The sequence below is a fragment of the Ruegeria sp. BHSB196 genome, assembly GCF_059613135.1.
In genome coordinates this window covers 87,261-107,914 of sequence record NZ_JBXWRY010000003.1, presented here as the reverse complement: position 1 = coordinate 107,914, position 20,654 = coordinate 87,261, and the positions used below count along the sequence as shown (strand labels likewise).

Sequence of the window (20,654 nt, the reverse complement as noted above, 5' to 3'; positions counted from 1 at the left end):
GGCACCTTGCCTCTTCAATTCCGTAGAAATACCCGTCACGATACCTGCATGAGCGACCCGGCATTCGAATATGCGCCAATCGGCCTGGTGGAGCTGGAAAACCGTGTGATCCGGCGCTGCAATCTTCAGTTCGCGCGGATGTTCGGGGGCGATGAAGAAGACTATCGCAACATGCCGTTGCTCCACCTCTACCCCTCGGTCGCGGATTGGGAGCGGATCGGGGCCCGGGGCCTCGAAATCATGCGCGAGACGGGGTACTACACCGACGAACGGGTCATGCGGCGGCGCAACGGAGATCTGTTCTGGTGCCGCGCGCGCGGGCGGTCCCTGACCCCGGACGATCCGTTCCGCCATGGAATCTGGAGCTTTTCCGACATCTCCGAGGAACGCCCCATCGTCGAACTCACCCCGCGCGAACGCGATGTGGCGATCCTGTCGTGCCGCGGGCTGTCGGCCAAGGAAATCGGTGCCGAGCTGGGGCTCAGCTATCGCACCATCGAAGCGCACCGGGCGCGGCTGCTGGAAAAGTTCGGGGCGCGCAAGCTGCCGGAACTGGTGGCAAAACTGTCGGGTATGCCGCTCTGACCCGCCAGACCCTTTCACGCTTTGTGGCCTGATCCCCTGCATTCGCCCGACAGGGCGCTTTTCATGGCCGATTGCATGGCCTATAACGCCGGGTAATTTTTCAGAGCCCGCAGGCAGAGACGGGCCATAGGGGAACCTTCGAGGACACTCATGACAGATAGCAAACACGAAGCGGATGTGGCATTCATCAAGGCGCTGGCCGAGTTGCTGCGGGAAAACGACCTGACCGAACTGCAGGTCAAGCGGGAGTACGGCGAAGAGGACAGCCTGAATGTCCGTGTCAGCCGCATGTCCCAGACCGCTGTCGCCCCGGCCCAGGTCGCGGTCCCCGCTCCGGCTGCCGCCGCTGCGCCGGCCCCGGTTGCCGAACCGGCCCCCGCTCCGGCCGCGGCCCCTGCGCCTTCGGACGATCCCGCAAGCCATCCCGGCGCCGTGACCTCGCCCATGGTCGGCACCGTCTATCTGCAACCGGAACCGGGTGCCGCGCCGTTCGTCTCGGTCGGCGCCAACGTGTCCGAAGGCGACACGCTGCTGATCGTCGAAGCGATGAAGACCATGAACCACATCCACGCCCCCAGATCCGGCTCGGTCAAGCGCATCCTGGTCGGTGACGGCGACGCCGTGGAATTCGGCACCCCTCTGGTCATCATCGAGTAAGGGTGCGGGATGTTTGACAAGATCCTGATTGCCAACCGCGGCGAGATCGCCCTGCGCGTGGTCCGTGCCGCGCGCGAGATGGGGATTGCGACGGTCGCCGTGCACTCCACCGCCGACAGCGACGCGATGCACGTGCGGATGGCCGACGAATCCGTCTGCATCGGCCCGGCACCCAGCCCGAAAAGCTACCTCTCGATGCCCGCCATCATTTCCGCCTGCGAGATCACCGGCGCGCAGGCCATTCATCCCGGATACGGGTTCTTGTCCGAAAACGCGGATTTCGTTCAGATCGTCGAGGATCACGGGATCACGTTCATCGGCCCCACCGCCGAGCACATCCGCGTCATGGGCGACAAGATCACCGCCAAGGACACGATGAAGGCCCTGGGCGTGCCCTGCGTACCTGGCTCGGACGGCGGCGTTCCCGATCTGGCAACGGCCAGAACACTCGGCAAGGAGATCGGTTATCCCGTCATCATCAAGGCCACGGCCGGCGGCGGTGGCCGCGGCATGAAAGTGGCGCAGAACGAAAAGGAAATCGAAAGCGCCTTCATGACCGCGCGGGCCGAGGCCAAGGCGGCCTTCGGCAATGACGAGGTCTATATCGAGAAATACCTGACCACGCCGCGCCACATCGAGATTCAGGTGTTCGGCGACGGCAAGGGAAATGCGGTGCATCTGGGCGAGCGGGATTGTTCGCTGCAGCGCCGCCACCAGAAGGTGTTCGAAGAGGCCCCCGGCCCGTGCATCAGCCCCGAGGAACGTGCGAGGATCGGCAAGATCTGCGCCGATGCGGTGGCCGAGATCAACTATATCGGCGCCGGCACGATCGAGTTCCTGTATGAGAACGGAGAGTTCTACTTCATCGAAATGAACACCCGCCTCCAGGTGGAGCACCCCGTCACCGAGGGCATTTTCGGGGTCGATCTGGTGCGCGAGCAGATTCTGGTGGCGGCCGGAGAACCGATGTCGTTTTCCCAGGACGATCTTGCGATCAACGGGCATGCCATCGAAGTGCGCATCAACGCGGAACGTCTGCCGAATTTCTCTCCCTGCCCGGGCAAGATCACGGCCTATCACGCGCCGGGCGGTCTGGGCGTTCGGATGGATTCGGCGCTCTACAACGGCTATTCGATCCCGCCTTATTACGACTCGCTGATCGGCAAACTGATCGTGCATGGCCGCGACCGGAATGAGGCGCTGGCGCGCCTGCAGCGCGCCCTGGGCGAGTTGATCGTGGATGGCGTGGACACGACGGTTCCGCTGTTTCACGCGCTGCTGCAAGAGCCCGACATCCACAGCGGGGCGTACAACATCCACTGGCTGGAGCGCTGGCTTGCGGAGAACATGTCTCAGTAGGGCGACGGGCCGGACCAGGAGACCGGCGCGCCGACGGGCGGGATGAGCCTGTCACCGGACCTTTTGCTGCACGGCTATTCCATCGGGATCTTCCCGATGGCCGAACATCGCGACGACCCGGACCTGTTCTGGGTCGATCCCAAGCTGCGGGGCGTCATCCCGCTGGACGGGTTTCACATCTCGCGGACGCTGGCGCGGCGCATTCGCAAGGGCGACTACCAAATCACCATCGACCGCGATTTCATGGGGGTGGTGGACGGCTGCGCGGACCGGGCCGAGACATGGATCAATGCCGAACTGCGCCATCTGTACGAGGCGCTGTTTCATCGCGGACATGCGCATTCGCTGGAAGTCTGGGACGGCGATACGCTGATCGGCGGTGTCTACGGCGTGGTTCTGGGCGGTGCGTTCTTTGGCGAAAGCATGTTCTCGCGGCGCAAGGATGCGTCGAAGATCGCGCTCGCCTATCTGGTGGATCGGCTGCGGCAGACCGGTTTCAGCCTGTTCGACACGCAGTTTCTGACGGCGCACCTGGCCTCTCTGGGCGCCATCGAGATCCCGCGGGCGCAATATCGCGGCGAACTTGCGCAGGCGATCGAGCAAAGCGCGGATTTCACCGCACCGGTCGAGCAGACCCCTCAGGGGGTCATACAGCGGATCACCCAAACGTCGTAGCGCGCATGATCCAGCGCGTTGAGCGCCGGCGAGGTCGCAATCATCCAACCGTCGAACAGCTCGTCGGTCTTTCCCCGTTCCCAGATGGTGAGAAAGGCGAAGGCATCGCCGGTCGGGTTGTCCGCCGGGTAGCGGCAATCGCCCAGCGCCACGTCCAGGCCGAATACCTCGGCGGTGTCGCCCGTGGCGATCCTCACATCCACGGTCTGACCGTTGACCTTGTCCAGCCCGCGCAAAATGGCACCCGTTCCGGATTGCGCCCTGTCCTGCGCCAGCGCGGCGCTGCCGGCGACGGTCAGAGCAATAAGCGTTGCGCGGATCACTCTGTTCCGCTCCCGTCGCCCGCCACGAACTTGACCAGAAGCGAGATCAGGCTGACCGCGCCCTGGGTATCCTCGATCTCGTCGCCCGGTTCGAAATAGAACGGCGACCCGCCCGGCATCACCTCGACGAAATTGCCGCCCAGCAAGCCTTCGGACGAGATCACCACCGCGCTGTCATCCGGTATCAGAATGCCGTCCGCCACCGAGAACCGGGTATCGGCGCGGTAGCTTTCCGGGTTCAGCGTTACATCCGTGACGGTGCCGATCTTGACCCCGGCCAGGCGCACATCGGTACCGACGCTCACCCCTTCCAGGGATCGGAACGACGCGGCGAGTTCATATCCCGAACGGCTCTGCGACAATCCCGTCGATTGGCTGGCATAGACGCCGAACGCCACCGCAAAGGCGAGCACGGCACCGCCGACCACGACTTCGGTCATGTTATGGCTGCTGGACATCGATCGGCCTCGTCACTCGGGGCTCCACGCCTCGTAATCCTTGCGCTCGACCGGATCCGGCCGGCGGATGGACCCGGCGGGGACATAGGCCAGGGCGGTGCCGGTCAGATTTTCCTGATGCGGTTTTTCCCACGCCTTGTGCGGAAGCGGTTTGTCGGTCGGCGGCTCGTCCCAGGTGCGGTGCAGCCAGCCATGCCAGTCCGGATCGATGCGGCTCGCTTCGGCTTCTCCGTTGAAGATCACCCAGCGTTTGCTGTCGTCGGCCGTGCGGTAGAACACGTTGCCCTGATCGTCCTCACCCACCTTGATGCCCTTGCGCGCGGTATAGATCTGCGTATTCAGGGTCGCGCCGTTCCACCAGGTCACGGCCCGCAAAAGAGTGTTCAGGATTCCCATCGGCTGCCTCCGGCATTTCGTCCTTCGCAGGTATGACCCAAAGGCGCGCCAAGGTCCAGAGCCGCTATAGGCGCAGGGTCAATCGGGCAAGACCGCGGTGACTTCGATCTCGATGCGGTATTTCGGGTCGATCAGGCCGCATTCGATCATGGTGGCGGCCGGCGGGTTGGCGCCGAACGTGTCCGCCAGGATCGGCCAACAGGGCTCGAATTCTCTGCGGTCCGGCAGCATGTAGGTGACGCGGACCACATCCGCAAAGGACGCCCCGGCCTCGGCCAATGCCTTTTCGATGATCGACAGCGCAGAGCGGCACTGTTCGACGGCGCCCTCGCCCTGCCCGACGGTTCCGGCCACATGGACAAAGCCACCGGCCACGACCGCGCGGCAATAGCCGACCTTGGCCTCGAACTCGCCCTTGGAGGATATGCGGCGGATACCCATGGTGCCTCTCACGAAAACGGCGCGGATCCGACCGCGCCGCGCCATCCGGATCAGGTCGGCCTCAGCCTGCCGATGCCGATTCCTTTGCCGCGTCGGCATAGATGATCAACGGCTGCGCGTCCGAGGTCACCGCCTCTTCGTTCACCACCACCTTGGTCACGTTCTTCATGCCGGGAAGCTCGAACATGGTGTCCAACAGGATGTCTTCGAGGATCGAACGCAGCCCGCGCGCGCCTGTCTTTCGGTCGATCGCTCGTTTTGCGATGGCCTTGAGCGCGTCTTCGGTAAAGTCCAGTTCGACGTTTTCCAGTTCGAACAGCCGCTGGTACTGCTTGACCAGCGCGTTCTTCGGCTGCGTCAGGATGGTGACAAGCGCATCTTCGTCCAGGTCTTCCAGCGTCGCCAGAACCGGCAGACGCCCGACGAATTCCGGGATCAGCCCGAATTTCAGCAAATCCTCTGGCTCCAGATCCTGAAAGATCTCGCCCACGCCGCGCTCGTCGTTGTCCCGCACATCGGCGCCGAAGCCCATGGCCGAGCCCTTGCCGCGCTGCGCGATGATCTTGTCGAGCCCCGCAAAGGCACCGCCGCAGATGAACAGGATGTTGGTGGTGTCCACCTGCAGGAACTCCTGCTGCGGGTGCTTGCGACCGCCCTGCGGCGGAACGCTGGCCACGGTGCCTTCCATCAGCTTCAGCAGCGCCTGCTGCACCCCCTCGCCCGACACGTCGCGGGTGATCGAGGGGTTTTCGGACTTGCGGGTGATCTTGTCGACCTCGTCGATATAGACGATGCCGCGCTGCGCGCGTTCGACATTGTACTCGCTGGCCTGAAGCAGCTTGAGGATGATGTTTTCCACGTCCTCGCCCACGTAACCGGCTTCGGTCAGGGTGGTCGCGTCGGCCATGGTGAACGGCACGTCCAGAATCCGCGCCAACGTCTGCGCCAGCAGGGTCTTGCCGCAGCCGGTCGGACCGATCAGCAGGATGTTGGACTTGGCCAGTTCGATATCGCCGCCGGCTTTCTGGGCATGGTTGAGGCGCTTGTAGTGGTTGTGCACCGCCACCGAAAGAACCCGCTTGGCGGTGGCCTGTCCGATCACGTAGTCGTCCAGCACCTCGCAGATGTCCTTGGGCGTCGGCACGCCGTCCGAGGATTTCAGGCCGCTGGCCTTTGTCTCTTCCCGGATGATGTCCATGCACAGTTCGACGCATTCATCGCAGATGAACACCGTCGGGCCGGCAATCAGCTTGCGCACCTCATGCTGGCTCTTGCCGCAGAAGCTGCAGTACAGCGTGTTCTTGCCATCACCGCCTGAATTCGTCGCCATGATCTACCTTTCGGGCTCCGTCTGAGCGGCCCCTCGCCGGGGCCGCGCTCTGCCGCTTGTTCGAACAGCTTAGGCCAGCGTATCGGCAGCTACAATCGCAAATTGCCACTCACCACTCATGTTCACGGGAACTTGGCACGTCGCCGCCTCAGGTCTCGTCATCGCCCGTCTTGGCGCGGCTTTCCACGATTTCGTCGATATGGCCCCATTCCCTGGCCTCTTCCGGGCTCATGAAGTTGTCCCGGTCCAGAGCCTTTTCGATCGCTTTTTTCGTTTGCCCCGTGTGTTTTGCATAGATGTCGTACAGCCGGTCCTTGAGTTTCTGGGTCTCGGCCGCGTGGATCATGATGTCGCTGGCCTGGCCCTGATAACCGCCGGAGGGCTGGTGCACCATGATGCGGCTGTTGGGCAGGGCAAACCGCATCCCCTTTTCGCCCCCGGCCAGCAGGACCGACCCCATCGAGGCCGCCTGACCGATCACCAATGTCGAACATTTCGGCTTGATGTACTGCATTGTGTCGTAGATCGACAAACCGCTCGTCACCACGCCGCCGGGGGAGTTGATGTAGATCGAGATCTCTTTCTTGGGATTTTCCGCTTCCAGATGAAGCAGTTGAGCGACGACAAGATGGCTCATCCCGTCATGGATCGGGCCGTTGACGAATATGATACGTTCCTTCAGCAGACGCGAGAAGATGTCATAGGCGCGCTCGCCCCGGCTGGTCTGCTCGACGACCATGGGAACGAGGGTATTCATGTAAGTGTCAACTGGATCGAACATTGTGACCTGCCTGCTCATTGCGATGGATCGGGACCGTACCCGACAAGGTGTTACACGAGTCTTAGTGTCGCCTCTGAGGGGCTGCAAGGGCCGCCATGCGAATTCCTGGCTCCGGGGTTTGTCGCAATCCTGTCATGCGGTGCCGCAGATTTGACCGGGCTGCGCGATCAAGGCACACTATAGAACGCGCAAAGCGCGCCACGACCGACTGCAATCGGCTGGAACCGACCCTGTTGGAAACCGACCCGGTGACACCTGCCATGCCCCGAGACCCCTTCATTCCGAAAGGTGCGTCTGCCAACCTCAACCTGGCCTTTGACGGCCCGCCGCAGAAATTCTGCTTTCTGCTGCTGCCCAAGGCGACGATGCTGGCCCTCGCCGCCGCCATCGAACCGCTGCGCATCGCCAATCAACTCACCAAAAAGCAGCTCTACACCTGGCACACGATGACCGAAACGGGAGACGCCGTGACCTGCTCCAACGGCCTGCGGATCACCCCGGACCGGGCGCTGGAACCGCTGCCTTCGGAAGCGGTGGGATTTGTCTGTGCGGGGGTGGAGCCGGAGCGCAGCTATTCCCCGGCGGTGCTCAACTGGCTGCGCAAGGAATACCGTTTCGGGCGATCGCTGGGCGGCATCTGCACCGGCGCCTTCGCCCTTGCCAAATCGGGGCTGCTGGACGGACGGCGGTTCACCTTGCACTGGGAAAACCAGCCCGGATTCGCCGAAGCGTTTCCGGATCTGACGCCCAGCCCGAACATCTTCGAGATCGATGGACGCATCACCACCTGCGGCGGCGGCAATTCGGCCATCGACATGATGCTGGCGCTGATCGAGCAGCGGCACGGGCCGGAGCTTGCCATCATGGTGGCCGACATGTGCATCCACATGCGCTCGGGCAACCGGTCGCCTCAACGCTCCGCGCAGTCGGTGGTGATCGGGAGCCGCAATCCGGCCCTGCTCAAGGCGATCCAGTTGATGGAACAGGAACTGGAAGAGCCGCTGTCGAGCACCGAGCTGAGCGATCAGCTGGGGATTTCACGCCGGCAGCTCGAACGGCTGTTCAAACGCTATCTGCGTCAGGGTCCGATGGCCTATTACCTGGATCTGCGCCTGTCGCGCGCGTTCACCTATCTGAACGAAACCAACATGACGGTGGCCGAGATCGCCGCGGCCACCGGGTTTGCGAACACGAGCCACCTGTCCCGCCAGTTCCGGGCCAGATACGGCGCGCCGCCGCATTCCTTCCGAAAGGCATGGACCTGAGCGCCTCCGCTCTCAGCCGAACATGTCCGAGGTGATGCCGGCATACCAGCCGATGCTTTCCTCATAGGTGGCCGCGCGCAGTTCGGCATCTTCGCCGGTCTGACTGATGAAACCGTCCACCTTGGCGATCTTTTCCTCGGTCGCTTCATAGGTGGCCCCGACCTTGACACCGTCCTCGGTGCCGATCAGCGACCAGCAGGTATTCGAGAACTTGGCCGGGAACATCTTGGAGTCGGTCAGCGCCGCACGTATGGCCATGGCCGCGACCTTGGCCTGGGAATTGGCCGAGAATCCGGATTTGGGCATGTCACCCTGCGCGCAGGCATCGCCCAGCACATGGATGTTCTCGTCCATGCGGCTTTGCATGGTGCGCCCGTCCACCGGCGCCCAATTGCCGTCGTTGAGTCCGGCGAGTTCGCAGATGCGGCCGGCCTTCATCGCCGGAATGACGTTGCACACATCCACCTTGGTTTCCTCGCCGTCGATCGTGACGGTCATCGCATCCGGATCGACCGCGACGTTCCCGCCGCCGAACTCCTCGCCGATCCAGTCGATCATCCCGTCATAGTGCTTTGCCCATCCCTCCTGAAACAGCGCCATCTTCGAGAATTTCGGCTTGGGATCGGCCACGATGATCTTGGCCGTCGGATTGCGCTCCTTCAACACATGGGCGACCATCGAGATCCGTTCATATGGCCCGGGCGGGCAGCGGAACGGGTTCGGCGGCGCGACCATGGCGAACACGCCGCCTTCGGGCATGGCTTCGATCTGCGCCTTCAAAAGTTCGGATTGAGAGCCCGCCTTGTAGGCATGCGGCATCCTGTTCTGGGCCGTCAGATCCCAGCCTTCGACCGCACCATCGACAAAGTCGATGCCCGGCGACAGAACCAGCCGGTCATAGCCCAACACGTCACCACCGGCCAGCGTGACCGTCCTGGCATCGCGGTCGATCCCCACCGCCCAATCATGCACGACGTTGATCCCATGGTCGCTGGCCAGCTTGCCATAGCTGTGCGCGATCGAGGACAGTTCACGGAATCCGCCCAGATACAGGTTCGAGAAGAAGCAGGTGTAATAGGCGCGCGTGGGTTCGATCAGCGTGACATCGATCGCCCCTTGCGAATCCTTGGCGATGTAGCGTGCAACGGTCGCGCCGCCCGCCCCTCCGCCAATCACCACGACGTGCGGTTTGCCCTGCGCCAGCAATGCGGGCGCGTTCAAGGCCGCCGCGGCAGCGACGCCGGTGCCCAGGAATCTGCGTCTGTTGAGTGTCATGTGTTCCTCCTCCCAGAACTGGCGCGATGCCGGATCACTCCAGCGCGCCGAAATATGCGGCCAGCGCCGCGATCTCTTCGTCGGACAAGCGGCTGGCCATCATCTGCATGACCGGGTGCGGTCGCAGCTTGCGTTTGTAGGCATGCATGGCCAGCACGAAATCCTCCTCGTACCAGCCGACGATTGCCGGGATGCCGTCATATTCGCCGTCGACCTGATGACATGTGGTGCATTCGGCCGAGAGGTACTCGCCATAGGCCGGGTCGCCCACGATCGCCAGCACCTCGGGGCTCAGCTCCACATCCTGCGGCAGCGCCGTCGGTGCGGCTTCGGGGATGTTCTGCGGGCTGGACGAGAACTGCCGCAGATAGGCCAGAACGTCGCCGCGTTCCCCGGCTTCGGTCATGCCCCGGAAATCCATGTTGGTACCGGAAACCAACAGCTTGGGGTTGGTCAGATAGGCGTCGAGATGTTCCAGATCCCAGACCATGCCGTCGCGGCGCGCGCGGTAAATGCCCTCGGAATAGGTGAAGTCCTCGAACTGCGCCACGGTGCGGTCGAAGATGTTGTTCAGATGCGGCCCCGTGCCGGGATCGGTGCCGTGCCGCGCGCCCTCGCCGACCTGATGGCAATTGCCGCATTTCTGCTGGAACAGGCGCTCCCCACGCTCGACATCGCCGATCGCGGTGGCCGATTGTTCGGCCTGGGCGGACACGCTCAGCGCCGCCCAGACGATCAGTGTCGCGAAGCCGCGCCGCACCGGTCAGTCCCCGAAGCTCTGCAGATAGGCGATCACCGCGGCGATCTCCTCGTCCTTCTTGAGACCCGCAAAGGACATCTTGGTGCCCTTCATGTAGGCCTTGGGCCTGGCGAGAAAGGCCGCGAGTTCGGCCTCGGACCAGACCAGCCCCTCGGCCCCGGCCGCCGCCATCACCTTGGAGTATCGGAACCCGTCCACGTGCCCGGCGGGTGCGCCCACGATGCCGTTGAGCACCGGGCCCGTCTTGTTCTTGGCGCCGTCGCCCACCTGGTGGCACGCCTTGCATTTCTTGAAAGCCTTTTCGCCCTGTTCGACCAGCTCGGGGTCGAGCGCCGCCTGCCGTACCGGTTCCGGTGCGGTTTCCTCGGCCTTGGCATCCTGCACGGCGGCCGCTTCGGCGGCGCCGCTTTCGTCCTCGGGGGTCACGTCCAGAACCATGGCGCGCATGGTGATTTCGACACTCTCCTTGCATTTCTCCATGCAAGGTTCGGGGTTCCAGAAATGCGCCTCGGTTTCTTCCCGGTCATCGACGATGAACCCGTCCGCATTGGGCATTTCCACGTCGAGGAAATTCTCGTTGGACAGAACGAAGTCGTCTTCGACCAGATCGTTGGAATAAAGGATATAGGCGACGATCGCATAGGTGTCGTCGACGCTGAGCGTCTGCGCGCTGCCGAAGGGCATCGATCGATGCACATAATCCCAAGCGGTCGAAAGATAGGGCCAGTAGGAGCCGACCGTCTTGAGCGGATCCTTGTCGGCCAGCGTCCCCTCGCCCCCGGCCAGCTTGGGCCAGTTGTCCACGCCTTCTGCAAAGTCGCCGTGGCAGCTGGCGCAAGCATCGGCAAACAGCATTTCTCCATCTTCGACAGAGCCCGAGCCGGCCGGCAGACCGGTGCCGTCGGGTGAAACATCCAGATCCCAGGCGGCAATTTCCTCGGGCAGCGCCGGGCGGCCCAGGCCGAATTTCTCGGCCATGGCCGGCGCGGCGGCGCAGGTGGCGGCAACAGCGGTTCCGGTCAGAAGGTTACGAAACTTCGACATTCTCGGCCTCTCCGTTCGGCTTGACCCACCAGGTCTGGATGCAGTTGTTGTGATAAATCGAGTTCTCGCCCCGCACCTCGCGCAACTGCGCCTTGGTGGGTTGGACATATCCGGTGGAATCCTTGGCGCGGCTCTGCAGCAGCATCTCGGACCCGTCCCAGTCGTAGTCGAGGTAGAAACGGGTCAGCGCCTTGTCGGTGCCGGGCGCGGCCAGCCGCGCCGGCATCCAGGTTCTGCCGCCATCGACCGAGACATCGACGCCGGTGATCGCCCCCCGGCCCGACCAGGCCAGTCCGGTGATGACCAGCGGGCCGGGGCCGTGCGCGATCCGCGCCTGCGGGCTGGGCGATGTGACCACCGATTTGGCGTCCATCACCCAGGTCCATTTCCGGCTGACGCCATCCGCCAGCGTGTCGGTGTATTTCGAGGTTTCCTCGCGGCTTTCGACGGGGCCTTCCATCACCTCGACCCGGCGCAGCCACTTGACCCACATGTTGCCTTCCCAGCCGGGCACGACCAGGCGGACCGGATAGCCATGTTCCTTGCGCAGCGCCTCGCCATTGGCCTTGAACGCCACCAGCACGTCATCCATGGCCTTTTCGAGCGGGATCGACCGGCCGTTCGAACTTGCATCGGCACCTTCGACATAGACCCACTTGCCTTCGGGCTTGACGCCGGCTTCTTCCAGCAGCGTGCGCAGGGGAACGCCGGAATACTCCATGTTGTGGATCATGCCATGGGTGAACTGCGCACCGTTGAGCTGCGCCCCGGCCCATTCCATGCCGGTATTGGCGGCGCATTCGCAGAAATAGACGCGGTTTTCGCGCGGGAACCGTTCCAGATCGGCGTAGGTGAAGATCAGCGGCGTATCGACCAGCCCGTTGATCATCAGACGGTAGTCTTCCTTGCTCAGCTCGATCGCGCCGGAATGGTGGCGCTCAAAGGCGCAGCCCTGCGGCGTGATCGTGCCGTCCAGCGCGTGGATCGGCGTGAAGTTGATCGAACTGATCGTGTCGGCGGTCAGCCATTCCACGTTGCGGCGCACCACATCCGATTCGAACCGGATCGGCAGGCCGTAGGGCGTGGCGTCCACACCGTCGCCCAGGCCACTGGCCCAGTCCTGCACTTCGGTGATCAGCGGATCGGGGCCGGCCGCCCGCGCCGCGCCGGCGGCGACCGCGCCCGCTCCGGCCGCAGCGGCGCCGGTCAGGAACTGGCGGCGGGACGGAGTGTTTTTCGGTGCGTTCTCACTCATCTGAACTTGCCTCCTGATGCGTCTCGGCACCCGCCGTCGCGGATGCCTTCGAATCTGCGCGGGCGATCAGGCGCCCACGACATTGACCGAGTTGTTCGGGTCCACTGTGACGGTCCCCAGCTTGCGGATGTGGTTTTCGACCACGTCCCAGATCATCGGGCCTTCGGTGCCCTCGTTGACGCTGGCCCAGCCAGCAACGACATAGGACTTGGCCGGGTCGATGGCCTCACCGGTCCTGAGCAGGGTCATGTCGCTGATCCGCTCTCCCTGCGGCTTGTTGATGTCGATGCGGTAGCCCATGCCGCCGATGCGGACCATGTCGCCGCCCTGCTGGTAATAGGGATCGGGGTTGAAGATGTTGTCGGCCACGTCCTCGAGGATCACCTTGATGAACTCGCCGGTCATTTCGGACCGGTAAGCCTGTCCGTAGGTCATCGAGGTCACGTTCCAGATATCCTCGCGGGTGATGTCGTCACCGGGCACCAGGCTCGGACCCCAGCGCACGCCCGGCGACATGGCGATATCCGCCTCGCGTTCCGCAATCAGCGCGTCGCAGATCAGGTCGTCCCAGGTGCCGTTGAAATTGCCCCGCCGATACAGCAGCGAATCGGTCTGACCGATCACCTCGGCCAGATCGGCGGCATAGGGCGCGCGCTGCGCTTCGATCAACGCAGTCATGGCCGGATCCGGTGCGATCACGTCCGAGAAGACCGGGATCAGCTTGTGGCGCAGGCCCATCATCTGACCGTCGCGCACATCCAGATCGACGCGGCTGACGAACTTGCCGTTGCTGCCGCTGGCGATGAGGTGGGTCTTGCCGATCAGGACAGGCTCGGGCAGCGCGTCGTGGGTATGGCCCGACAGGATCACGTCGATGCCCTGCACCCTGCCCGCCATCTTCTTGTCCACGTCGAACCCGTTGTGGGACAGCACGACGACCACATCGGCGCCGTCCGCCCGCACCTCGTCCACCATGGCCTGCATGTTCTCGTCCCGGATGCCGAAGGAGTATTCCGGGAACATCCATGACGGGTTGGCGATGGGCATGTAGGGGAACGCCTGCCCGATCACCGCGATCTTCGCACCGCCACGCTCGAAGAACTTGTAGGGCTTGAACAGTTCCGCCGGTTCGTCCCATTCGGCGTCGAAAATGTTCTGGCCCAGAGCGGCAAAAGGCAGCCCTTCGACGATCTCGCTCACCCGGTCGCTGCCCAGCGTGAATTCCCAGTGGAAGGTCATCGCGTCGGGTTTCAACGCATTCATCACGTCGACCATGTCCTGACCCGCGCTGTGATAGCAGGTGTAGGAGCCGTGCCAGGTATCGCCTCCATCCAGCAGGAGCGCGTCCGGACGGTCCGCGCGGATCGCATTGATCACGGTGGCGACCCGGTCCATTCCGCCAACGCGCCCATACATCTTGGCCAAAGCGGAAAAGTCGTCATAGGTCAGCGCATAGGCCGTGGCGCTGCCATCGGCGATGCCATATGCCCTGCGGAAGTCGGCGCCGGTGATGTGCGGCACCTGCCCCTTGTTCTCGCCGACGCCGAGATTGATCTCGGGCTCGCGGAAGTAGATGGGCTTCAGTTGCGCGTGAATGTCGGTGACATGGATCAGGCTGATGTTTCCGAAGGTATCGAACTCCAGCAACTGGTCCTGAGTCAGCGCCTGCTGCGCGGCCAGCCGCGCCCAGTTGCCAAAGCCCGACGCACCGACAAGCGCCGACGCCGCCATGGAGACCTGAAGAAAATCACGACGCGAGATCATCTGGATCAGCTTTCCCGTTTAAACATGCTTAACATTCGCATGTTTGAATTTATTGGATGACACAAACCCCGCGCCGGTCGGCACGGGGTCTGCAGGGTTCAGTTGCGGACGGACGGAGCTTCGACCGACAATCCGTTGCCGCGGGATGCGACATAGAGTTCAAGCGCGACAAACTCGTCGCTTCCGGGGCTGAATGTCTCGGCGCGGGTGTCGCGCACGCAACCCTTGAAGCGGGCATGCGAGGTATTCAGCTTGGCGTTCTTGAGGCGGTAGGTCGGAAACCCGTTGATGTGACCCTGGCTCAGGTGGTCGGCCCGGATCATGTTGCCGTAGTTCTGTTCATGGCAGTTGGCGCAGCTCAGTTCCAGCTGGCCGTAGCGGGTATAATAGATCTCCTTGCCTTTCTCCCAGGTCTCTTTCGCGGGGCCGTCGATGGCCACGTTCACCGGCAGGCCTCGCGACTGCACCGAAATCAGTGCTTCCATCGAAGCCATGTCGCCGCCGTCATACTTCCACTTCTCTGCGCCCATCCGGTTTTCGCGGCAATCGTTGATCTGCATGGCCAGGGTGCGCACTTCGCCCGCGGCTTCGTTCCACTTTGGATAGACCGCGCGAATGCCGGCCATGCTGTCCTCCACCGCACCGTGGCAGGATGCGCAGGACTTGCCCTCGCTGCCGTCGGCCGCGTCCCAGACCTCTTGCGCCTGATCCACGAAAACCATCGCCGGATTGTCGAAATCGTCCATCTGCAGCTCCTGCGTCTCGTCCGAGCGGAACCGCCAACCTGAATAGATCTCGTCCATCACGTCCGACAGATGCGCCGGGGCCGCGGTCTTGGTGACCATTTCGATTTCGCCGTTCACGACGAGCTCATCCTCGTCGGGGCCGGCCAGCGCGGCAAAGGGCGTGGCCACCAGAGCGGCAATCGCAGTCATTGCCTTGAAATCCATCCATAATCCTCCCTTGGGTGATCGGCCCGCCGGTTTGCAAGGCGGGGCCGTCAAGTCTCGTGCCGCGTGTCAGGCAATGGCGATCGACTTCTTCTCGTCATAGACCGAACCGTCGTCGTCGTACCAGGTGAAGACGAATTCCCCAGCTTCCGGCACGGTGGCGTCGAACTGGAAATACGGGTTGGTCGAGATCGCCGGCTCCATCGTGACGTCGATCACCAGCTCGCCGTTGAACGCGCAAGTGAAGCGGTTGATGATCGAACGCGGAATGACGTTGCCTTCCTTGTCCTTGCGCTGACCGCTTTCCATCTTGTGGCTGATCAGGGTCTTGATGGTGACCGCCTCGCCGGCGGCCGCGCTTTTGGGAACCTTGACGCGGGGTTTCACACCAGATGCCATTTCGAAATCTCCTGTCTGTGCGATTGGGCGGCGATCAGCCGCCGCAGCCTCCAATGGTCACTTTCACGGTCGCGCTGGCCTTGGCGAAGGAACCGTCGGCCATCTTGGCGATGGCGATGACGTCCTGCGTTTCGGCCAGACGGATGCGCGTCGATGCGGCCTGCGCCGCCGCCAGCGGGCCAAAGTTGAACGTGGCCACGCCCGGAACCGGGTTGCCCGCGGCAAGCACCAGGATCGCAGTCGCGCCCGGCGCGGCGACCTCGATCGGCACGGTGTTGCCGTTTTCCGCGATCTCGGGAGCGGTCAGGGTGATGCCGCCGTCGGCCAGGTCCGCGCCGCCGGTGAATTCCGCAATGGCATCCTCGACCGCCGCATGCGCGCGGAACGGCAGAACCGAAAGGGCCGCTGCGCCCAGGGCCAACCCCAGGGTGTCACGACGTGTGAAGTCCATCGTCTTTCTCCTCTGCAAACTGCAGGACACGCTGGGCGCCCTACTCTTCCTTCAGGGTCGCGAGAAACGCGACCACATCCTCGATTTCCTGCGCCGCCAGGATCGGCGGCAGCGGCCCGCTCGGGGCCTTGCCGGTATAGGCGTCGCCCGGGCGGACGAAGCCTTCGACCTTGTAGAAGGCCGGCATCACGGTGCCGTCGAACGTCAGCTTGGCGTTGGCCACAAGGCCGCGCAGTTCGGCCTCGGTCCAGCGGTCGCCGGCGCCGTCAAGCGGCGGGCCGACCTCGCCGTGGAACGGAACCTCCGCCAGGGCCGAGACCTGATGGCAGGCCACGCAATTGCCTATTGATTTGTCGCCCACGATCATCGCGCCGTTGGCCGCATCGCCGGGCTTGCCGGTCAACGACGCCTCGATCGCGCCGTCCTCGTTGAAAACAACCTCCTTCGGGCCAACCTCGGCGGCCGTCGCGGCGCTGCCGATCAGGACCGAGGCCGCAATCAGTGATGTCGGTTTCATGTCTCCTCCCTTGGCTGCCACGCGAAACGTGGCGAAACTGGCTTGGTATACCGTAGGCCACCGCGCCACCAGAACGCAACATCAAATTCATCATTGTGAATTTTTTGTTTTATTTCGCGGCGCAGCCCGTAGTTTTTCCGATTGTGTCGCCGGCGGCCACCCTGCCCGTGGGCCGCTCACCGCGTGTCGCCGTCGTTCCGTTCGCGAATCATCCGGGCGTGGTACCGCTGGAAATCCTCCTCGGACTGGTCCAGGTACCGCTCTTCGGCAACCCAGGTCAGCAGGTCCAGCGTGGTCCCGGGCGCGAAGGCGCCCGGCATGATCGCCACTGCCTGCTCGGCCGCCGTCCGATCCGGGTCCAGTTCGACCGGCAGAAAGATCATCGTCGGCGTGAACAGAACGCCCCAGCGGCGGGCGGCGTGTTTCTCGGACAGGGCTTCGCCGTCGGTATCGGTGATTTCCGTGTCCCCGTGCAGGTTGATCTGCACCGGGAAATAGGTCTCTTCCAGCAACGTCCTGACCCGCGGGTCGGTGAAGGTGTTTTCGTGCATGTCCTGGCAGTACAGACAGCCGCGCTGCTCGACCAGCAGCATCAGGCGCTTGCCCTCGGATTGCGCTTCGGCGAAATCCTCGGCCAGATCCTTGAAGGTTTCGCGCATCCAGTCCGCCTTGTGCAGACCGTCGTCGCCCAGTTCCGCCGCAAGGACCGGCGCCGCCAGCAGTGCCGCGACCAGCCCGGCAAGAAATCGTTTCATCATGTTTCTCCTCCCTTCTCAGCCGAGATTGGCGAATCCCGGCACCCAACGGATCATGGCATCCGCAATCAGGTTGACCCCGCCGGTGGCGATCAGAACGGCAAAGGCGATCAGCATCGCACCCATGGCCTTTTCCACCCAGGCAAAGGCGGCCCGGTGCCGCTGCACCCAGGCCAGAAACGGTTTCGCGAACAAGGCCGCGACGACGAAAGGGGCCGTCATGCCCAGCCCGTAAACGAACAGCAGAAGCGCACCGCGCCAGATGTCGCCCATGCCCGAGGCGATCATGAGAATCGACGCCAGGGCCGGACCCACGCAGGGCGTCCAACCAAAGCCGAAGGCCAGACCCATCAGATAGGCTCCGATGACGGTCGATGCCTCGGCGGAGCTTTCCAGCCGCGCCTCGCGGTACAGCAGCGGAACCCGGATGACGCCCAGAAAATGCAGGCCGAACACGACAAGGATCGCCGCCGCCACATAGGACAGGGCATCGAGATACCGGCCGAAAAGCTGGCCCAGGGCCGTCGCCCCCATGCCCAGCAGCATGAAGATGGTCGTGACGCCCAGGGCGAACATGACGGCCGAAATCACCAACCGCTTCTGCGCACCGGTCGCGATCCGACCGTCGCCGCGCAATTCCGCCATGCTCAATCCGCCGAGATAGGACAGATAGAATGGAACCATGGGCAGGATGCAGGGTGTGAAAAAGCTCAACAATCCGGCGGTCAGGGATCCGATCAATGAAATTTCCAGCATCCGGCCACCTATGTCGACGCCCTGCCCGATGCAGGTTGCAAAATTCACACATTCAAATTACATTATGAAACAAACGGAGGTCAATCATTGCGTTTGCCTGTTCCGATCCGGCGTTTCGTGATCCTTGCCGTCGTGGCCTGGGCCTCGGCGGCGCCCGCGCTTGCCGCCGAACTGATCATGGTCGAACAACGCGGCTGCGCCTGGTGCGCGCGCTGGGATGCCGAGATCGCGCCGATCTATCCCAAGACCACCGAAGGAAAATTCGCGCCCTTGCGACGGGTCGATCTGCGGGATTTGCCGGGCGATCTGATCGTGCAGCGCCCGGTCCGGTTCACACCGACCTTTCTGGTCGTGGTGGACGGGCGCGAACTGGGGCGGCTCGAAGGCTATCCGGGCGAGGACTTCTTCTGGCCGCTGTTGGAACGGCTGCTGGACACGCATACGCAGTTCACGACCATTGCGCTGCAGGATGGCTGAGGTTTTGCGGTCGCGGATGGCAAAATTCGCGCCGTGATGCTGGAATTACCGATACAAGCGGTGTATCGGAACGGATCACGCCGCATGAGGGTGCTTATGGCGCTTAGCGACGCCGCGTGGAGAGATCAGGGAACGGAAAGATGGCTCTGCCGAAATTTTCGAATGACATGGCCGAAGAAGAACTCGACAAGATGGTCGAAAATGCGACGCGCGCGTCGAACTTCCTCAAGGCGATCAGTCACGAAGGCCGCCTGATGATCCTGTGCCACCTGGTCTCGGGCGAGAAATCGGTGACGGAACTGGAAGAACTGCTGTCGGCCCGCCAGGCGGCGGTGTCGCAGCAACTGTCGCGCCTGCGTCTCGAAGGGCTGGTCGTTCCGCGCCGGGACGGCAAGGCGATCTATTACCGGCTGGCCGACGACCGGCCGCGCCGGATGCTCGAACTCGTCTACGATCTGTTCTGCAACACCGACGATTGACCGTTGCCCGGACCGGCCCTGGTAGCCGCCTGACGAACATCGCCCGCGCCTCCGACTTGCTTACGCATCGCGTTTTCTGCATCCTTTGTCGCAGGAAAGCTGAACTCATTGGGGAGGCGGCTCGATGTTCGAGATGCTGACGGACCACCAGATCGTCGCGGCAATGGGGTTTGGCGGCGGCATCCTGCTGGGTTTGGCTGCGCGGCTGGGGCGCTTTTGCACGCTGGGCGCCATCGAGGATCTGCTTTACGGAGGCTCCGATCTGCGGCTGCGGATGTGGGCGCTGGCAATCGGCAGCGCGGTGATCGGCAGTTTTGCCCTGATGTCGCTGGGTCTGCTGGATCCGGGTGACAGTTTCTACCTGTCGATCCGCTGGGCGCCGCTGGCCTCCGTCATCGGCGGTCTGATGTTCGGATATGGCATGGCCCTGTCCGGCAATTGCGGCTATGGCGCCATCGCGCGGCTGGGCGGCGGCGATCTGCGCGCCTTCGTGATCGTGCTCGTCATGGGGGTCTTTACCTATGTCACCCTCAGCGGCCCCCTCGCCCCGATCCGCAACTTTCTGTTCCCGCAGGTTCCGGTGACGAGCGACACGCCGCCGGGGCTGGCGCATCACGCGGCCGCCCTGACCGGATTGCCCCTCGGCGCCATCGGGTTGTCCGTCGGTGCGCTGATCTGCATTGCGGCCCTGTGGGGATCGTCGCTCAGGTCCGAGCCGAAGTCCATCCTGTGGTCGTTGGTCGTGGGCCTTGCGATCGTTTCCGGCTGGGCCGGAACCGCCTGGGTGGCCGAACACGGGTTCGAAGCGTTGCCCGTCGTCTCCCACAGCTTTTCCGCACCCGTCGGCGAAACCATCCTTTTCGCCATGACCGGCAGCCTGCGGCCGCTGTCCTTCGCGGTGGGATCGGTCGCCGGCGTCTGGACCGGCGCCTTCGTCGGCTCGATGATCCGCGGCCATTTCCGCTGGGAAGCCTGCGAAGACCCGCGCGAGCTGCGCCGGCAGATCCTCGGCGCGGCCATCATGGGCATCGGCGCGGTGCTGGCAATCGGCTGCACGGTGGGCCAGGGCCTGACCGCCTTCAGCCTGCTGTCGCTCAGCGCCCCTGTCACGTTCCTGGCGATATTCGCCGGAGCCGCGCTTGGCCTGCGCCAGTTGATCGAAGGATTCCGGTCGGTCTGACCGTCCCGGTCGTGATTTTCCGGCAGGGCGTGCGTCCGCTGCGGAACCGGGCGGTCGCTGGCGAACTCCGAGCCGAAGAAACAGCACGCATCTTGCCGTTCACGGCTGAGAATGGGGTGTGCCGCCCTGCGGCAGCACTGCCATGGCTCGGGGCCGCGCCGGCGGGCAACGGCGGCGGTGTTGTCTGTCGGCACGGCGGATGATCCTCGAAGAGCCACATCTTGCGGCCGTGTTGCTTACGAACCTCAGTTTGCGGTGAATTCCCCTAAATATGCGAGGTTTTCTTCTAGATGCCCAACATTTGGTTGAATTCCGCAGAAAT

The 20,654-nt window shown here is 63.5% G+C and carries 25 protein-coding genes; 8 read left to right on the top strand and 17 right to left on the bottom strand.

Annotated elements, in window-relative coordinates:
* The first annotated feature begins 48 nt into the window (after window positions 1-48).
* The 4 genes from AC2FNJ_RS03405 to aat all read left to right on the top strand — a co-directional run bounded on the left by AC2FNJ_RS03405 (window position 49) and on the right by aat (window position 3,276).
* Window positions 49-585, top strand: coding sequence for a helix-turn-helix transcriptional regulator (locus tag AC2FNJ_RS03405; protein ID WP_496762437.1), 537 nt, complete (start codon window positions 49-51; stop codon window positions 583-585).
* A 150-nt stretch (window positions 586-735) separates the two neighbouring features.
* Window positions 736-1,242: an acetyl-CoA carboxylase biotin carboxyl carrier protein gene (gene accB / locus AC2FNJ_RS03400; RefSeq protein ID WP_496762435.1), complete on the top strand. Its 507-nt coding sequence runs from the start codon at window positions 736-738 to the stop codon at window positions 1,240-1,242.
* 9 nt (window positions 1,243-1,251) lie between these two features.
* Window positions 1,252-2,601 carry an acetyl-CoA carboxylase biotin carboxylase subunit gene (gene accC / locus AC2FNJ_RS03395; protein WP_496762433.1) on the top strand — a complete coding sequence of 450 codons (1,350 nt, stop codon included), beginning with the start codon at window positions 1,252-1,254 and terminating at the stop codon, window positions 2,599-2,601.
* 42 nt (window positions 2,602-2,643) lie between these two features.
* Window positions 2,644-3,276, top strand: a complete 633-nt coding sequence (gene aat / locus AC2FNJ_RS03390) for a leucyl/phenylalanyl-tRNA--protein transferase (protein ID WP_496762431.1) — start codon at window positions 2,644-2,646, stop codon at window positions 3,274-3,276.
* Here the strand turns inward: aat and AC2FNJ_RS03385 are convergent.
* The 6 genes from AC2FNJ_RS03385 to AC2FNJ_RS03360 form a co-directional block, all read right to left on the bottom strand.
* The gene (locus tag AC2FNJ_RS03385; RefSeq protein ID WP_496762430.1) at window positions 3,240-3,599 is read right to left on the bottom strand and encodes a DUF2155 domain-containing protein; all 360 of its coding nucleotides are present in this window, start codon (window positions 3,597-3,599) and stop codon (window positions 3,240-3,242) included. The genes aat and AC2FNJ_RS03385 overlap by 37 nt on opposite strands.
* Window positions 3,596-4,057, bottom strand: coding sequence for an outer membrane lipid asymmetry maintenance protein MlaD (gene mlaD / locus AC2FNJ_RS03380; RefSeq protein ID WP_496762428.1), 462 nt, complete (start codon window positions 4,055-4,057; stop codon window positions 3,596-3,598). The genes AC2FNJ_RS03385 and mlaD overlap by 4 nt, the downstream gene beginning before the upstream one ends.
* Window positions 4,058-4,069: 12 nt before the next feature.
* A complete protein-coding gene (locus AC2FNJ_RS03375; protein WP_496762426.1) occupies window positions 4,070-4,453 on the bottom strand; it encodes an NADH:ubiquinone oxidoreductase subunit NDUFA12 in 384 nt (127 codons plus the stop codon).
* A 78-nt stretch (window positions 4,454-4,531) separates the two neighbouring features.
* On the bottom strand, window positions 4,532-4,894 hold the full coding sequence (locus tag AC2FNJ_RS03370; RefSeq protein ID WP_496762424.1) for a RidA family protein: 363 nt from the start codon (window positions 4,892-4,894) through the stop codon (window positions 4,532-4,534).
* A gap of 61 nt (window positions 4,895-4,955) precedes the next feature.
* The gene (gene clpX / locus AC2FNJ_RS03365) at window positions 4,956-6,224 is read right to left on the bottom strand and encodes an ATP-dependent Clp protease ATP-binding subunit ClpX (RefSeq protein WP_496762422.1); all 1,269 of its coding nucleotides are present in this window, start codon (window positions 6,222-6,224) and stop codon (window positions 4,956-4,958) included.
* A gap of 148 nt (window positions 6,225-6,372) precedes the next feature.
* The gene (locus AC2FNJ_RS03360) at window positions 6,373-7,005 is read right to left on the bottom strand and encodes an ATP-dependent Clp protease proteolytic subunit (RefSeq protein ID WP_496762420.1); all 633 of its coding nucleotides are present in this window, start codon (window positions 7,003-7,005) and stop codon (window positions 6,373-6,375) included.
* 260 nt (window positions 7,006-7,265) lie between these two features.
* On the opposite strand from AC2FNJ_RS03360, the gene AC2FNJ_RS03355 reads away from it, so the two are divergent.
* The gene (locus AC2FNJ_RS03355; protein ID WP_496762419.1) at window positions 7,266-8,270 is read left to right on the top strand and encodes a GlxA family transcriptional regulator; all 1,005 of its coding nucleotides are present in this window, start codon (window positions 7,266-7,268) and stop codon (window positions 8,268-8,270) included.
* Between the two features lie 12 nt (window positions 8,271-8,282).
* On the opposite strand, the gene AC2FNJ_RS03350 is transcribed toward AC2FNJ_RS03355, so the two are convergent.
* The 11 genes from AC2FNJ_RS03350 to AC2FNJ_RS03300 all read right to left on the bottom strand — a co-directional run bounded on the left by AC2FNJ_RS03350 (window position 8,283) and on the right by AC2FNJ_RS03300 (window position 18,196).
* The gene (locus tag AC2FNJ_RS03350; RefSeq protein WP_496762417.1) at window positions 8,283-9,545 is read right to left on the bottom strand and encodes an FCSD flavin-binding domain-containing protein; all 1,263 of its coding nucleotides are present in this window, start codon (window positions 9,543-9,545) and stop codon (window positions 8,283-8,285) included.
* 34 nt (window positions 9,546-9,579) lie between these two features.
* Complete coding sequence (locus AC2FNJ_RS03345; RefSeq protein WP_496762415.1) at window positions 9,580-10,305, bottom strand: c-type cytochrome; 726 nt, start codon at window positions 10,303-10,305, stop codon at window positions 9,580-9,582.
* A gap of 3 nt (window positions 10,306-10,308) precedes the next feature.
* On the bottom strand, window positions 10,309-11,349 hold the full coding sequence (locus AC2FNJ_RS03340; RefSeq protein WP_496762413.1) for a c-type cytochrome: 1,041 nt from the start codon (window positions 11,347-11,349) through the stop codon (window positions 10,309-10,311).
* Window positions 11,333-12,604: a sulfite dehydrogenase gene (gene soxC / locus AC2FNJ_RS03335; RefSeq protein WP_496762412.1), complete on the bottom strand. Its 1,272-nt coding sequence runs from the start codon at window positions 12,602-12,604 to the stop codon at window positions 11,333-11,335. Before soxC ends, AC2FNJ_RS03340 begins: the two co-directional genes overlap by 17 nt.
* A 66-nt stretch (window positions 12,605-12,670) precedes the next feature.
* Window positions 12,671-14,368 (bottom strand): thiosulfohydrolase SoxB, encoded by a 1,698-nt coding sequence (gene soxB, locus AC2FNJ_RS03330; protein WP_496762410.1) that lies wholly within the window; start codon window positions 14,366-14,368, stop codon window positions 12,671-12,673.
* Window positions 14,369-14,466: 98 nt separating this feature from the next.
* The gene (gene soxA / locus AC2FNJ_RS03325; RefSeq protein ID WP_496762409.1) at window positions 14,467-15,318 is read right to left on the bottom strand and encodes a sulfur oxidation c-type cytochrome SoxA; all 852 of its coding nucleotides are present in this window, start codon (window positions 15,316-15,318) and stop codon (window positions 14,467-14,469) included.
* 69 nt (window positions 15,319-15,387) lie between these two features.
* Entirely contained in the window at window positions 15,388-15,717 is a 330-nt protein-coding gene (gene soxZ / locus AC2FNJ_RS03320; protein ID WP_496762408.1) for a thiosulfate oxidation carrier complex protein SoxZ, read from the bottom strand.
* Between the two features lie 34 nt (window positions 15,718-15,751).
* The gene (gene soxY / locus AC2FNJ_RS03315) at window positions 15,752-16,168 is read right to left on the bottom strand and encodes a thiosulfate oxidation carrier protein SoxY (protein WP_496762407.1); all 417 of its coding nucleotides are present in this window, start codon (window positions 16,166-16,168) and stop codon (window positions 15,752-15,754) included.
* Window positions 16,169-16,208: 40 nt separating this feature from the next.
* Window positions 16,209-16,685, bottom strand: a complete 477-nt coding sequence (soxX, locus tag AC2FNJ_RS03310) for a sulfur oxidation c-type cytochrome SoxX (RefSeq protein ID WP_496762405.1) — start codon at window positions 16,683-16,685, stop codon at window positions 16,209-16,211.
* 176 nt (window positions 16,686-16,861) lie between these two features.
* Entirely contained in the window at window positions 16,862-17,440 is a 579-nt protein-coding gene (locus AC2FNJ_RS03305) for a thioredoxin family protein (protein ID WP_496762404.1), read from the bottom strand.
* 18 nt (window positions 17,441-17,458) lie between these two features.
* The gene (locus AC2FNJ_RS03300) at window positions 17,459-18,196 is read right to left on the bottom strand and encodes a cytochrome c biogenesis CcdA family protein (RefSeq protein ID WP_496762403.1); all 738 of its coding nucleotides are present in this window, start codon (window positions 18,194-18,196) and stop codon (window positions 17,459-17,461) included.
* Between the two features lie 93 nt (window positions 18,197-18,289).
* On the opposite strand from AC2FNJ_RS03300, the gene AC2FNJ_RS03295 reads away from it, so the two are divergent.
* The 3 genes from AC2FNJ_RS03295 to AC2FNJ_RS03285 all read left to right on the top strand — a co-directional run bounded on the left by AC2FNJ_RS03295 (window position 18,290) and on the right by AC2FNJ_RS03285 (window position 20,332).
* Window positions 18,290-18,673, top strand: a complete 384-nt coding sequence (locus AC2FNJ_RS03295) for a hypothetical protein (RefSeq protein ID WP_496762608.1) — start codon at window positions 18,290-18,292, stop codon at window positions 18,671-18,673.
* Window positions 18,674-18,813: 140 nt separating this feature from the next.
* Window positions 18,814-19,152 carry an ArsR/SmtB family transcription factor gene (locus AC2FNJ_RS03290; RefSeq protein ID WP_496762402.1) on the top strand — a complete coding sequence of 113 codons (339 nt, stop codon included), beginning with the start codon at window positions 18,814-18,816 and terminating at the stop codon, window positions 19,150-19,152.
* Between the two features lie 124 nt (window positions 19,153-19,276).
* Window positions 19,277-20,332 carry a YeeE/YedE family protein gene (locus AC2FNJ_RS03285; RefSeq protein WP_496762401.1) on the top strand — a complete coding sequence of 352 codons (1,056 nt, stop codon included), beginning with the start codon at window positions 19,277-19,279 and terminating at the stop codon, window positions 20,330-20,332.
* Window positions 20,333-20,654: the final 322 nt, after the last annotated feature.